This is a genomic window from Nonomuraea angiospora (genome assembly GCF_014873145.1).
Classification (GTDB): Bacteria; Actinomycetota; Actinomycetes; order Streptosporangiales; family Streptosporangiaceae; genus Nonomuraea; species Nonomuraea angiospora.
On record NZ_JADBEK010000001.1, the window covers coordinates 3,518,652 to 3,532,281 of the forward strand.

Annotated in this window: 13 protein-coding genes; 2 read left to right on the plus strand and 11 right to left on the minus strand. The window is 70.2% G+C overall.

Going from position 1 to position 13,630, the window contains the following annotated elements; translation table 11 throughout:
* Nucleotides 1–102 precede the first annotated feature (102 nt).
* From mltG to H4W80_RS15990, 8 genes are all read right to left on the minus strand, one after another.
* Nucleotides 103–1,416 carry an endolytic transglycosylase MltG gene (mltG, locus tag H4W80_RS15955; RefSeq protein WP_318786886.1) on the minus strand — a complete coding sequence of 438 codons (1,314 nt, stop codon included), beginning with the start codon at nucleotides 1,414–1,416 and terminating at the stop codon, nucleotides 103–105.
* Entirely contained in the window at nucleotides 1,413–1,706 is a 294-nt protein-coding gene (locus tag H4W80_RS15960; protein WP_192785816.1) for a hypothetical protein, read from the minus strand. The genes mltG and H4W80_RS15960 overlap by 4 nt, the downstream gene beginning before the upstream one ends.
* Complete coding sequence (gene ruvX, locus H4W80_RS15965; RefSeq protein WP_192785817.1) at nucleotides 1,703–2,182, minus strand: Holliday junction resolvase RuvX; 480 nt, start codon at nucleotides 2,180–2,182, stop codon at nucleotides 1,703–1,705. Before ruvX ends, H4W80_RS15960 begins: the two co-directional genes overlap by 4 nt.
* Nucleotide 2,183: 1 nt before the next feature.
* Entirely contained in the window at nucleotides 2,184–4,856 is a 2,673-nt protein-coding gene (gene alaS / locus H4W80_RS15970; RefSeq protein WP_192785818.1) for an alanine--tRNA ligase, read from the minus strand.
* A gap of 17 nt (nucleotides 4,857–4,873) precedes the next feature.
* Nucleotides 4,874–5,104: a hypothetical protein gene (locus tag H4W80_RS15975; protein ID WP_185077094.1), complete on the minus strand. Its 231-nt coding sequence runs from the start codon at nucleotides 5,102–5,104 to the stop codon at nucleotides 4,874–4,876.
* Nucleotides 5,101–5,493: a DUF948 domain-containing protein gene (locus H4W80_RS15980; protein ID WP_192785819.1), complete on the minus strand. Its 393-nt coding sequence runs from the start codon at nucleotides 5,491–5,493 to the stop codon at nucleotides 5,101–5,103. The genes H4W80_RS15975 and H4W80_RS15980 overlap by 4 nt, the downstream gene beginning before the upstream one ends.
* 479 nt (nucleotides 5,494–5,972) lie before the next feature.
* Complete coding sequence (locus H4W80_RS15985) at nucleotides 5,973–7,214, minus strand: replication-associated recombination protein A (RefSeq protein ID WP_225964903.1); 1,242 nt, start codon at nucleotides 7,212–7,214, stop codon at nucleotides 5,973–5,975.
* Between the two features lie 82 nt (nucleotides 7,215–7,296).
* On the minus strand, nucleotides 7,297–7,779 hold the full coding sequence (locus H4W80_RS15990) for a DUF2231 domain-containing protein (protein ID WP_192785821.1): 483 nt from the start codon (nucleotides 7,777–7,779) through the stop codon (nucleotides 7,297–7,299).
* Nucleotides 7,780–7,948: 169 nt separating this feature from the next.
* On the opposite strand from H4W80_RS15990, the gene H4W80_RS15995 reads away from it, so the two are divergent.
* Nucleotides 7,949–8,845, plus strand: a complete 897-nt coding sequence (locus H4W80_RS15995; RefSeq protein ID WP_192785822.1) for a peptidylprolyl isomerase — start codon at nucleotides 7,949–7,951, stop codon at nucleotides 8,843–8,845.
* A gap of 56 nt (nucleotides 8,846–8,901) precedes the next feature.
* Here H4W80_RS15995 and aspS read toward each other — a convergent pair whose 3' ends face one another.
* Genes aspS through H4W80_RS16010 form a run of 3 tightly spaced genes read right to left on the minus strand, consistent with a single transcriptional unit; the run spans nucleotide 8,902 to nucleotide 12,586 of the window.
* Nucleotides 8,902–10,653, minus strand: coding sequence for an aspartate--tRNA ligase (gene aspS / locus H4W80_RS16000; protein WP_192785823.1), 1,752 nt, complete (start codon nucleotides 10,651–10,653; stop codon nucleotides 8,902–8,904).
* Nucleotides 10,650–11,906 carry a histidine--tRNA ligase gene (gene hisS, locus H4W80_RS16005; protein ID WP_192785824.1) on the minus strand — a complete coding sequence of 419 codons (1,257 nt, stop codon included), beginning with the start codon at nucleotides 11,904–11,906 and terminating at the stop codon, nucleotides 10,650–10,652. Before hisS ends, aspS begins: the two co-directional genes overlap by 4 nt.
* A complete protein-coding gene (locus tag H4W80_RS16010) occupies nucleotides 11,906–12,586 on the minus strand; it encodes an MBL fold metallo-hydrolase (RefSeq protein WP_192785825.1) in 681 nt (226 codons plus the stop codon). Before H4W80_RS16010 ends, hisS begins: the two co-directional genes overlap by 1 nt.
* A 138-nt stretch (nucleotides 12,587–12,724) precedes the next feature.
* Here H4W80_RS16010 and H4W80_RS16015 point away from each other — a divergent pair, with 138 nt between their 5' ends.
* Entirely contained in the window at nucleotides 12,725–13,612 is an 888-nt protein-coding gene (locus tag H4W80_RS16015; protein WP_318786887.1) for a peptidylprolyl isomerase, read from the plus strand.
* Nucleotides 13,613–13,630 lie beyond the last annotated feature (18 nt).

Genomic DNA, 13,630 nt, shown 5'->3' on the forward strand with positions numbered 1-13,630 from the left:
ACCAGCGGAGATCACTCTGGGTAGCCATGCTAAGGGATGGGAAGAGGGCGCATGTCCCGTTTTGGGGCATTCGCCCCGGGACGGAGGGAGTCCCGTCGAACATCAACCCGTCCCGAGGTTCTTATTCAGCTCTTCCCGGTATCTCACGAACTCGCTCTCTTTGTTGGTGAATTTGGTGATTCTATGCGCCGGATCCGTCGTCACAAACCAGTGCCAATCGCCTTGTGCTGGGTTCAGCGCCGCCATCAGCGCCTTCTCCCCGGGATTCGCGATGGGCCCGGGAGGCAGCCCTCTGTGCTGGTACGTGTTGTAAGGAGAGTCGACCTTGGTGTCACGCTCCGTAATCTTGAGACTCCGCCGGTTCTGCGCGTACAGGACGGTGCTGTCGATCTCCAGCGGGGTGCCCTTCTGGAGCCGGTTGTAGATCACCCTGGAGATCTTCGGGTAGTCCGCGTCGACCCCGCCCTCGGCCTGGATCATGCTGGCCACCGTGACGGCCTCCAGCGGCGTCAGGTGCTTGCGGGCCGCCTCCCTCTCCAGGCCGATCTGGCGGGCGGCGAGCTCGAAACGCTCGACCATCGCCGCGAGCACGTCCACCGCCGTGTCGCCGGGCTCGATCTCGTACGTGGCCGGGAACAGGAACCCCTCGAGCCCCTCGGCGTACGAGGGCAGCCCGACGAGAGCCTTGTCGACGCCCTGCAGCTCCTTGAGCGGCAGCCCCGCCAGTTTGGCCACGCGGGCCAGCACCTCGGACGTCCGCAGGCCCTCGGGGACGGTGACGCGCCGCACGACCCTGGACGAGGGCGCGAGCAGCAGGTCGAGCGCCGCCTTGGCGGCCATGCCCTTGCGCAGCCGGTAGTGTCCGGGCCGCAGCCGGTTGGTGACCGCGCGCTCCTCCGTCACCCGTACGAACGACTGCGCGCTCGCCACCACCCCGGCCTCGGCCAGCACGGAGCCGATGGCCTGCGCGCTCGAGCCCGGCGCGATCCGCACCGTCACGGCGCCGCTGCCGGGCCCGTCGAAGTCGTCGGGGCTCAGGTACGGCTTGAGCACCGCGATCCCACCCGCGCCCAACGCCACGAGGGCCACGATCAGGCCCGCGGAGACCATCCCGGCCTTGCGCATGGCCCGCTTGCGGGGCGCGACCGGCCCTGCGACCTCCGCCTCCCCCGCCGCATCCGCCGCGCCGACCTGCCCCGGGCCGACCTGCCCCGGGCCGGACCCCGGCGCGCCGGTCTCCGCCGCATCGGGCTCATCCGCCCCATCAGGGTCCGCCGCCGCATCAGGCTCGGACCGCGGTCGCTCGTCGTTCGGCTCGCGCTCCGCCGGGCCCTCCGGCCCGTCCTGCTCGGAGTCGTCGGTGGAGAACGGGATCACGTCGCCGAGGTCGTCCTCACCCTCGGGCCTGCCGTTCACGCGGCCACCCCACCGTCAACCGAGCAGACCGCCAGAACCCCCGCAGCCGCCGAGCAGATGACCCGAGCCTCCGCCGTCATCCAGCCACCGGCCCTGCGATCGACGTGACCGCCCGCGGCCACCGCCCCGCCATCAGCCGAGCAGACGGCCAGAACCGTCGCGGCCGTGTCCCGTGTGCGCGCCGCCTGCTCGCGGGCGATCCAGCGGTGGACCTGCGGCCACGCCGTGGCCATGCGTCCCGCCGTGTACGCCGCCCGCGCAGGCGCGACCCCCGTGTCGCGCGCGCTCATGAGGCAGGTCCGTCGGCCGCTGGGGGCGGTGCGACGGGCCTGCCTGGGGGTCTGTCGGTGGCGCGTTCTGAGTCGAGCGCGTCCTGCAGCAGCACGACGGCCGCGGCCTGATCCACGACGCCGCGCTGCTTCTTGGCTTTCATGCCGCTGGCCCGCAGCCCGTGCGTCGCGGCGACCGTGGTCAGCCGCTCGTCGAACAGCCGCACGGGCGTCGGCGCGAGCCGGACCGCGAGCTCGGCGGCGAACTGGCGGGCCAGCCCCGCCGCCTGCCCCTCGCGTCCGGACAGCGAGGTGGGCAGCCCCACGATCACCTCGATCGCCTCGTGCTCCGCGACGATCGCGGCGATGCGGTCGAGGTCGCCCTTGCCTCGCTTGACGGTCTCGACCGGCGTGGCCAGCATCCCGGAAGGGTCACTGCGGGCCACGCCGATGCGTACGGATCCGACGTCCACGCCGATCCGCGTGCCGAACCTCATATCAGCCGAGCTGATCCGCGATAGCCTGCTCGACCAGCTGCAGCGCGTCGCCGATCGCCTCCGGCCGTGTGCCGCCGCCCTGCGCGACGTCGTCCTTGCCGCCACCGCCACCCCCAAGAGCCTTGGCGGCGACGCCGACCAGCTTCCCGGCCTTGAGCCCGCGCTCGCGCCCCGCCTCGTTGACCGCGGCAACCACCACAGGTCGGTCGGAGGGGACGCCAGCGATCACGATGACCGCCGGCCGGTCCGCCGGGAACCTGCCACGCACATCCAGCGCGAGCTTACGCAGATCATCCGCACCGGTGCCATCAGGCGCGCGGTGTGTCACAACGGAGACTCCACGCAGGTCGCCCGCCTTGGCGGCGAGATCACCGGCCACCTGGAGCACCTGGGCGGAGCGGACCTTCTCCAGCTCCTTCTCCGCCGTGCGCAGCCGGGTGACGATGCCGTCGATGCGCTCGGGCAGCTCCTCGCGGCGCGCCTTGAGCTGCTCGGTGAGCTGCGCGACCAGCACGCTCTCGCGGGCCAGGAAGCGGAAGGCGTCGATGCCGACGAGCGCCTCGACGCGGCGCACGCCCGCGCCGACCGACTGCTCGCCCAGCACCTTGACCAGGCCGAGCTGGCCGGAGCTGTGGACGTGGGTGCCACCGCACAGCTCGCGCGAGTAGTCGCCGATCTCGACGACGCGGACCTCGTCACCGTACTTCTCGCCGAACATCGCCAGCGCGCCCATCGCCCTGGCCTCCGCCTGCGAGGTGTAGAAGGCGTTGACCTTGAGGTCGTTGATGAGCACGGCGTTGACCTCGTCCTCGACGTCGCGCAGCACGCTGGCCGGCACGGCGCCCGCCGCGGTGAAGTCGAAGCGGAAGCGGCCGGGCGAGTTCTCCGAGCCGGCCTGGGCCGCCGTCTCGCCGAGCGCGTTCTTGAAGCCGCGGTGGACGAGGTGGGTGGCGCTGTGGCTGCGCGAGATCGCGCGGCGGCGCTCGAGGTCGATCTCCGCCTGCGCGTCGTCGCCGACCTTGAGCTCGCCGCTGCGGATCTTGCCCCGGTGCACGACCAGGCCCGCAAGGGGCGTCTGCACGTCGACGATCTCGACCTCGGCGCCGCTGGTGCGGATCACGCCCTGGTCGGCGAGCTGGCCACCGCCCTCGGCGTAGAACGGGGTGCGCCCGAGCACGACCTCCACGGTCGCGCCCGCGCCGGCCGACGGGACGGGCACGCCGTCGACGAGGATGCCGACCACGCTCGTGTCGGCCTCGGTCTGGTCGTAGCCGAGGAACTCGACCTTGCCCGCCTTCTCCAGCAGCTGCCCGAACACGGAGATGTCGGCGTTGCCGGTCTTCTTCGCCGCGGCGTCGGCCTTGGCCCGCTCCCGCTGCTCCTTCATGAGCCGGCGGAAGCCGTCCTCGTCGACCTTGAGCCCGTGCTCGGACGCCATCTCCAGCGTCAGGTCGATGGGGAAGCCGTAGGTGTCGTGAAGCTGGAACGCCTGGTCGCCGGAGAGCGTGGTGCCGGACTTGCGCTTGGTCTCCTCGACGGCCACGTCGAAGATCGCGGTGCCGGTGCGCAGCGTGCCCAGGAACGACGCCTCCTCGGCGTCGATGACCGCGTGGATCTGCGGCGCGTCCGCCTTGAGCTGGTCGTACTGCTCGCCCATGACGTTGATGGCGACGTCGGTCAGCTCGTGCATGTAGCGGTCGTCGCCGGAGCCGAGCAGGCGCAGGTTGCGTACGCTCCTGCGCAGGATGCGGCGCAGGACGTAGCCCCGGCCCTCGTTGCTGGGCAGCACGCCGTCGGCCACCAGCATGGTGCCGGTGCGGACGTGGTCGGCGATCACGCGCAGGCTCACGTCGGCCCGCGGGTCGCGCCCGTAGCGGGTCTTGGTGAGCTCGGCCGCCTTGTCGAGGATCTTGTACGTGGTGTCGATCTCGTAGATGTTGTCGACGCCCTGCAGGATCGCGGCCATGCGCTCGAGGCCCATGCCGGTGTCGATGTTCTTCGCCGGCAGCTCGCCCGCCACGTCGAAGTCGACCTTGGTGCGGACCTGGCTGAGCTGGTACTGCATGAAGACGAGGTTCCACACCTCGAGGTAGCGGTCCTCGTCGGCGACGGGGCCGCCCTCCTTGCCGTATTCGGCGCCGCGGTCGTAGTAGATCTCCGAGCAGGGGCCGCCGGGGCCGGGCACGCCCATGTGCCAGTAGTTGTCCTCCAGGCCGCGGCGCTGGATGCGGTGGTCGGGCAGGCCGACGCGGTTGCGCCAGATGTCGTAGGCCTCGTCGTCCTCGAGGTAGACCGTCGCCCACAGCTTGTCCTCGGGGAAGCCGAAGCCGCCGTCGGACTCGGAGCGGGTGAGCAGCTCCCACGCGAACGGGATCACTTCGGCCTTGAAGTAGTCACCGATGGAGAAGTTGCCCAGCATCTGGAAGAACGTCGCGTGCCGCGTGGTCTTGCCGACCTCGTCGATGTCGGGGGTGCGCACGCACTTCTGCGCGGTGGCCAGCCGGGACGCCGGAGGCTTGCGCTGCCCCAGGAAGTACGGCTTGAACGGCACCATACCGGCATTAACCAGGAGAAGCGTGGGGTCCTCAGCGATCAGGCTGGCCGAGGGCACTACCTTGTGCCCACGCTCCTCGAAGAAGCGCAGGAAGCGGCGGGCGATCTCTGCCGACTCCATGTTGGCCATCCTTTGCGTTAGTTGTTGTCTTCAGCGTTGCCGAGCCCGAAGCGTGCTCGCAACTCGGTTTCGCGCTCCGCGGCCTCGCCGAGCGCGTCGGAAGTAAAGTCTCTCACCTGCCGGAGCATCCCCGCGGCGCTGTTGGCCGTCCTGCGGGCGACGTGGTCGGGGTGGAGCGCCTGCAGCCTGCGCATCACCCAGAAGGTGAGGAACGCGCCCAGCGACAGGTAGAACAGCCGCCTGATCATCGCGCCTGCCCCTGACGCGTCCTCGGGACGGCCTTGCGGGGCCTGCGGGCCTCGATGGCGCGGCGGACGCCGTACGCGAGCGAGGACACCTTGATCAGCGGCCCGGTGAAGATGGTCTGCGTCACCGCGCTGAGCTTCGCCGCGTGGCCGCTGACCTGCTTGACGTCCTTGGTGATGGCCTCGACGGCGATCAGCTGCCTGTTGGTCTCGTTGACCGTGACGCTCATGTCGTCGAGCAGCGGCGTCAGGCGGTCGTTCAGGTCGGAGACCGCCTTGGTGGCCTCGGTGAGCAGCCTGGCCAGCTTGACGAGCACCATGGCGAGCACGCAGACCAGGACTATCCAGCCGGTGGCCGCGATCAGGCCGGCGACCTCTCCAGCGGTAAGCATGCGCTCATCTCCCTCGTACGCTGGGCCGGAACGGCAAGACCTTATCGCGTTCGAGTGACAACCTTGGTGAGGACGCCGTCCTTGATCGTGCTGCCGCGTCGGCGTCCGGCCCTTGCCCGGCCGCCCGCGTGCCGCCCCGATCCCGTGCGCCACCAGCCGTCCCCGGCCCGGGCCGTGTCCCCACGCCCGCGCACCCAAACCTACGCCATCCCCCGCCCTGCCCCACACGCCAGGACGTCCGGAGGCACCCCGGCCCACCAACCGCACGAGGTCGCGCCGCTCGCCACCGCACCCCGACCCGGCGCCGGGCAGGAGTGCCGGCCTCAGCGCCCCTCGCCACACCGTGGTCGGCGGGTTGCGGTGTGTTCGACGCGACGCGCTCGGCGAGGTGGTGGGGAGGGCCGGAAGCCGCGGAGGCCGGCACTCTCGCCTCCGCGGCCCGCCGACCCCGGCCGTGGCGAGGGGCGCTGAGCCGGGGGTCAGGAGCCGCGGAGGAAGTCGCGGATCTTGGCCCAGCGGTCCGCGACCGGCGCCTCGGCGCCGTGGCGGGTGGGCTCGTAGTAGCGGCGATCGCGCACCTGCTCGGGCGCGTACTCCTGCCGCACCACCCCATGATCGAAATCGTGGGGATACTTGTAGCCGTCCCCGTGCCCCAGCTTGGCCGCCCCGGGGTAGTGGGCGTCGCGGAGGTGGCCGGGGACCTGGCCGATGAGGCCGCGGCGGACGTCGCCGACGGCCGCCCCGATGGCCTTGACCACGGCGTTGGACTTGGGGGCCATCGCGCAGTGGATGACCGCGTGCGCCAGGTTGATCTGCCCCTCCGGCAACCCGATGAGCTGCACCGCCTGGGCCGCGGCCACGGCGGTCTGCAGGCAGGTCGGGTCGGCCATGCCGACGTCCTCGGAGGCGAAGATGACGATGCGGCGGGCGATGAAGCGCGGGTCCTCCCCGGCCTCGATCATGCGGGCCAGGTAGTGGAGGGCCGCGTCGGCGTCGGAGCCGCGCATCGACTTGATGAACGCGCTGATCACGTCGTAGTGCTGGTCGCCCTGCCGGTCGTAGCGTACGGCGGCCTTGTCGACGGCCTTCTCCACCACCTCGATGGTGATGTCGTCGGCCAGCAGCGCGGCCGCCTCCAGGTACGTCAGCGACCTGCGCGCGTCGCCGCCCGCCAGGCGTACGAGATGCTCCAGCGCCTGGGGCGCGAGCGTGGCGCGGCCGCCGAGGCCGCGCGGGTCGGAGACGGCCCGCTCCAGCACGGCGCGGATGTCGTCCTCGGACAGGGACTCCAGGGTGAGCAGCAGCGAGCGCGACAGCAGCGGCGAGATGACCGAGAAGAACGGGTTTTCGGTGGTCGCGCCGATGAAGGTGACCCAGCGGTTCTCCACGGCGGGCAGCAGCGCGTCCTGCTGGGCCTTGTTGAAGCGGTGCACCTCGTCCACGAACAGCACCGTCTGCCGTCCGCTCATGCCGAGCTCGCGCCGCGCGTTGTCGATGGCGGCGCGGACGTCCTTGACGCCGGCCGACACGGCGGAGACCTCGACGAAGCGGCGTTTGGTGACGTTGGAGACGACGTAGGCGAGCGTGGTCTTGCCGGTGCCGGGCGGCCCCCACAGGAACAGCGACATGGGAGCCTCGCTCTCGACCAGGCGCCGCAGCGGGGTGCCGGGGCCGAGCAGGTGCCGCTGACCGATCACCTCGTCGAGCGTGCGCGGTCGCATCCGCACCGCGAGGGGCTGCGGGGTGGCCTCTTCGGCCGCGGAATCGAACAGGCTATCCACATCATGAGATTACACGCGCGGACTACGCTCCCCAGACCGCTCGCGCGCCCGAGTCACCGGCGCGGAAGACGTAGTAGCCCGCCACGGCGGCCAGCACCAGCGTCAGGGCCGACAGGGTCAGCGTCGCTGCCCGGCCGAACCGGTCGCGGCCGACCGAGTCGCGCGCCGGGCTGGTGGCGTACACGAGCAGCAGCGCGGCCACGGCCAGCCCCAGCACCGACACCAGCAGCGGGTTGGCGAAGCTCTCGTGCGCGTTGATGCGGGACCCGAGTTCGCCGTCCGCCGTGGCGAAGCGGGCGGCCTTGAGGCTCTCGCCGCTCTCCTTGGCCGCGAAGACCGCCACCGGAGAGGCCAGGGAGAGCAGCACCACCGCCCACGCCGCGTACGTACGCCAGCGCGCGACGATCGCATAGACGGCCGCCACGACCACCAGCAGCGGGGTCAGCACGACGGCGAAGTGGATGATCAGCGGATGCGCCGGCAGGCCGAGGATCTGGTCGAACATGAGGTGCTCCTTAGTTCTCATTTCAACTACGAATCTCAGCACCATATGGTTCGCGACCTCACATGTCGCCCGCTGCCGCTTTCGCCACTTACGTCCGGCACATATCGAAGGCCGGTAGCATGCGCGGAGTTGTTTGGTCATGCACGGGCAAAGATGAGAGGACATAGCGGTGAGCGGCGACGACCGCCAGAACGAGGAAGACCGCCAGAGCGAGCTGGCGCGGGAGCACAAGGAGCGGCAGGCGAAGCGCGCCGCCGCCCAGACCGCCAAGTCACGGCGGAACACCTTCATCGGCGCGGGCGTGGCCGTCGTCGTGGTCGCGGGCGGCATCTTCGCCGCGACCACGCTGGTCAACAGGGAACCCAGCAAGGTTTCGGCGGAGAGCACCCCTTCGGCCTCGGCCTCGGCCTCCACGGCGCCGTCGGTCACGCCGTCGGCCAAGACCGGCCCGGTCACCTGCACCTACAAGCGGGAGACGGAGGTGCCGAACAAGTTCGTCGGCCTGCCGGGCAAGAAGCCCAACATGAAGCTGAAGAAGATGACGATCGTCACCAACCGCGGCACCGTCGTCGTCGATCTCATGACCGACGCCGCGCCGTGCTCGGTCAACTCGCTCAGCTTCCTGGCGAAGAAGAAGTTCTACAACAACATGAAGTGCCACCGCCTGGTCACGCCCGACGTGTCCGGCGTGCACATGCTGCAGTGCGGCGACCCGCTGGCCAAGGCCGACGGCAAGAACCCGACCGACGGCCAGGGCACCGCGGGATACGTCTTCGGTGACGAGAACAGCGACATCTCCCTGTCGAAGGGCGTGGTGTTCATGACCCAGGCGGGTGACGCGATGGGCCAGAACAACAGCCAGTTCGCCATCTCGCTGTCGGACGAGAACAACCAGATCGGCTCGGGCTACAACGTGGTCGGCGTGGTCAGCGAGGGCATGGACATGCTGCTGGGGCTGGCCACCAGCGGCAAGGACCTGCTCCTCAACGACGCCGACATCACCGGCGACGGCGGCACCACGGCGCCCAAGAAGCCGGTGATCATCAAGACCATCACCTTCAAGTAGGGCGACAGCGAGAACGGCGGGCACCGGCTCCTCCGGTGCCCGCCGTTCTCACGTGCCTAGACCTCGGCCTTGGGCTTGGCGTCGACGCCCGCCTCCTTGCGCTGCTCGCCCGTGATCGGCGTGGGCGCGCCCGTGAGCGGGTCGAAGCCGGAGGCCGTCTTCGGGAACGCGATCACGTCACGGATCGAGTCGCCCCCGGACAGCAGCATGCAGATGCGGTCCCAGCCGTAGGCGATGCCGCCGTGCGGCGGGGGCCCGTACTTGAACGCCTCCAGCAGGAAGCCGAACTTGCTCTCCGCCTCCTCCTTGGAGATGCCCAGCACGTCGAAGACGCGCTGCTGCATCTCGGCCCGGTGGATACGGATCGAGCCGCCGCCGATCTCCATGCCGTTGCAGACCATGTCGTACGCGTACGCCAGCGCCTCGCCCGGGTGGTCCTGGAAGTTGTCGGCCCACTCCGGCTTCGGCCCGGTGAACGGGTGGTGCACGGCGGTCCAGCCGATCTCGCGGCCCACCTCATCGTACACGGGCTCGAACATGGGGGCGTCGACGACCCACAGGAACGCCCACGCCGACTCGTCGATCAGGCCGCAGCGACGGCCGATCTCCAGGCGGGCCGCGCCGAGCAGGTCGCGGGAGGCGTGCTTCGGGCCGGCCGCGAAGAAGATCGCGTCACCCGGCTCGGCGCCGACCTTGGCCGCGAGCCCGGACAGCTCCTCCTCGGTGAGGTTCTTGGCGACCGGGCCGCCCAGCGTGCCGTCCTCCTGGACGAGCACGTAGGCCAGGCCCTTGGCGCCGCGGCTGCGCGCCCACTCCTGCCAGCCGTCGAGCTCCTTGCGCGTCTGCGAGGCCCCGCCCGGCATGACCACGGCGCCGACGTACTCGGCCTGGAAGACGCGGAAGGGTGTGCCGGCGAAGTAGCCGGTCATCTCGACCAGCTCCTGGCCGAAGCGCAGGTCCGGCTTGTCGGAGCCGTAGCGGGCCATCGCGTCGGCGTACGTCATGCGCGGCAGCGGCGTCGGCAGCTCGTAGCCGGCGATCTCCTTCCACAGCCGGCCGATCAGCGTCTCGCCGACCTCGATGACGTCCTCCTGGTCCACGAAGGACATCTCGACGTCGATCTGCGTGAACTCCGGCTGCCGGTCGGCCCGCAGGTCCTCGTCGCGGTAGCACTTGGCGAGCTGGTAGTAGCGCTCGAGGCCGGCGACCTGGAGGAGCTGCTTGAACAGCTGGGGCGACTGGGGCAGGGCGTACCAGTTGCCGGGCTGCAGGCGCACCGGGACCAGGAAGTCGCGCGCGCCCTCGGGCGTGGAGCGGGTCAGGGTCGGCGTCTCGACGTAGACGAAGCCCAGCTCGTGCATCACCTCGTTGGCGAGGTAGGTGGCCTTGGAGCGGGTGCGCATGGCGTTGGCCACCTGCTGGCGGCGGATGTCGAGGTAGCGGTACTTGAGCCGGGCCTCCTCCGAGACCCCCACGTTGCCCTCGATCGGGAAGGGCAGCGGCGCGGACTCGCTCAGCACCTCGACCTGCTCGGCCACGACCTCGATCGCGCCGGTGGGCAGGTCGGGGTTCTCGTTGCCCTCGGGGCGGACCCTGACCTGGCCGACGACCTTCACGCAGTATTCGGCGCGCAGGTCGTGGGCGTGGTCCTCCTCGCGGAAGACCACCTGCGCCGAGCCGGAGGCGTCGCGCAGGTCGATGAAGACCACGCCGCCGTGGTCACGGCGGCGGGCCACCCATCCTGCGAGCGTCACCTGCTGCCCGGCGTGCTCCTCGCGGAGCGACCCGGCCTTGTGCGTGCGGATCACTGCAGTTTCCCTTTCAGAACGTCGACGACCTCGGCCAAGGGCACCTCGGTCTGCTCAGCGGTGGTCAGGTCCTTCACTTGCACGGCCTCGGCCGCCAGGTCACGCTCGCCCAGGATCAGGGCGAAACGGGCGCCGGAACGATCGGCCCCCTTCATCGCGCCCTTGAGCCCCTTGCCGCCGAAGGACATGTCGGCGGCGACACCGGCCGCGCGCAGCCCGCTCACGAGCTTGAACATGGCCCGCGCCGCCTCGTCGCCCAGCGCCACACCGTACACCTCGCAGCGGGCCGGGGTGTCGAGCACGACGCCCTCCCGCTCCAGGGCGATGACGGTGCGGTCGAGACCGAGGCCGAAGCCGATGCCGGGCAGCGCCGGCCCGCCGATGGCCTCGGAGAGCCCGTCGTAGCGGCCGCCGCCGCCGATGCCGGACTGCGCGCCCAGCAGCGGGTGGTCGAACTCGAAGGTGGTGCGGGTGTAGTAGTCGAGCCCGCGCACCAGCCTGGGCGCGTCCTCCCACGGGATGTCCAGGTCGGCCAGGAGCTGCTTGACCCGGTCGTGGTAGGCCTTGCAGTCGGCACAGAGGTGGTCGCCGATGAGCGGCGCGTCCTCGAGCTGGGCGCGCACCTCCGGACGCCGGTCGTCGAGCACGCGCAACGGATTGATCTCGATGCGGGCCCTGGTGGCCTCGTCGAGGTCGAGCGCGCGCAGGAAGTCCTGCAGCCTGGCCCGGTAGATCGGGCGGCACTCCTTGCAGCCGAGCGAGTTGAGCAGCAGCCGCACCTGGGTGAGGCCGAGCGCGGCGTACCACTGCGCGGCCAGCGCGATCGTCTCGGCGTCGACGGCCGGGTCCTCGCTGCCGATGGCCTCCAGGTCGAGCTGGTAGAACTGGCGGTAGCGGCCCTCCTGGGGCGCCTCCGCGCGGAAGACCGGGCCGTCGGTCCAGACCTTCACCGGGAGCTGGCCGCGGTGCAGGCCGTACTCCAGGACCGCGCGCAGCACGCCGGCGGTGAACTCCGGGCGCAGCGTCAGCGACCTGCCGCCGCGGTCGGTGAAGGTGTACATCTCCTTGCTCACGACGTCGGTGGACTCGCCGACGCCACGCGCGAACAGCTGGGTGTCCTCGAAGACCGCGGTCTCCAGGTAGGAGTATCCGGCCCGCCTGGCCGTCTCGGCGAAAACTCCGCGAATCGCGTAGAACGTCGAGGCCTGCGGTGGAACGTACTCTTTGACACCTTTTGGTGCTTGGAAGCTCATTAGATCCCTCGTGTGGGACCGGACTGCGGCGCCGCTTCCTTCAAGTATGGGTTGGTAGCGCGCTCGCGGCCGATCGTCGTCTGTGGTCCGTGGCCCGGCAGGACGACCGTATCGTCAGGCAGCGTCAGGCACTTGGCAGCCAGGCTGCGCAAAATGGTCGTGTAGTCGCCGCCGGGCAGGTCGGTGCGGCCGATGGAGCCGGCGAACAGCAGGTCGCCCGAGAACATGACCTCGTCATCGGGCAGCCGGAAGCTCACCGACCCCCTGGTATGGCCGGGCGTGTGGTCGACCACGAGCTCGAGGCCCGCCAGCTCCAGCACGGCCCCGTCGGACAGCTCGCGCACGTCGTCGGGCTCGCTCAGCGTCAGCCCGCCGAACATCGAGGCGCTCGTGCCCGACCAGCCGGCGGCCGGGTCGCTCAGCAGGTGGCGGTCGTCGGGGTGGATCCACGCGGGGACGTCACGCGCGCCGCAGACCGGGGCGACCGACCAGACGTGGTCGAGGTGGCCGTGGGTGAGCAGGACCGCGACCGGCTTGAGCCGGTGCTCGCGCAGCAGCTCGTCGACGCCCTCGGTCGCGTCCTGACCTGGATCGACGATCACGCATTCCTCGCCGGCCGCGGGCGCGACAACGTAACAATTGGTCTGGAAGGCCCCTGCGGGGAAGCCGGCGATGAGCATCTGCCTCAGGTGATCTCGTCGAAAAGCCAATGGGAATGTAACCGAAGGGTACCGGTGCGGGTCGCCGGGCTGCGAATCATTACCCGTTGGCCGATACGATTCGCCCACCTCAGTTGATTGACTATGGGAGGCAAAGCGGTGGCCACGGGGAAGGACCGGCAGAGGCAGCTCGCTCGTGAGCACTACGAGCGTCAGATGCAGCGCCGGGTCGAACGCGAGCAGAAGGCCAAGCGCACGGCGATCATCGGCTCCTCGGTGGGCGTGGTGATCGTGATCGGCGGCATCGTCGCGGCGGTCGCGCTGCTGGGCGGCAACGGCGCGGGGACCGACGCGGCCTCCTCGCCCTCGGCGTCGGCCGCCGACACCGCCGCGCCTTCGGCCTCGGCCTCGGCTTCGGCCGCGGCGGGGCCCAAGCCGTACGACGCGGCGACCGGCACCTGCGACTACGTCAAGGACGCCGGAGGCGGGAAGGTCAAGGACGTCGGCATGCCGCCGGCCAAGGTCAAGACCACGCCGGCGACCAAGACGATGACGATCAAGACCAACCAGGGTGACATCGTCGTCGAGCTGAACAACGCCAAGGCGCCCTGCACGACCAACTCGCTGGAGTTCCTGGCGAAGAAGAAGTACTACGACGGCAGCAAGTGCCACCGGCTCGGCAGCGCCCAGTTCCCGATGCTGCAGTGCGGCGACCCGTCGGCCAAGGCCGACGGCAAGAGCCAGGACGGCAGCGGCGGCCCCGGCTACGTCATGGCCGAGGAGAACCTCCAGGGCGCCCAGTACAAGCGCGGCGTGATGGCCATGGCCAAAACGCAGGCGCCGGGCAGCACGGGGAGCCAGTTCTTCCTCGTTTTCGGCGACATCGGACTCACCCCGGATTACACGCCGGTGGGTACGATCACCAAGGGGCTCGACATCCTGGACAAGGTGAACAAAGCAGGCGTCATCGGGGACGCGGGCGACGGGACGGGGGCGCCGAAGCAAACCGTCGAAATCAAAGACGTGACAATCGCCAGCAAGGGCTGACGTAATACAAACTAGGGA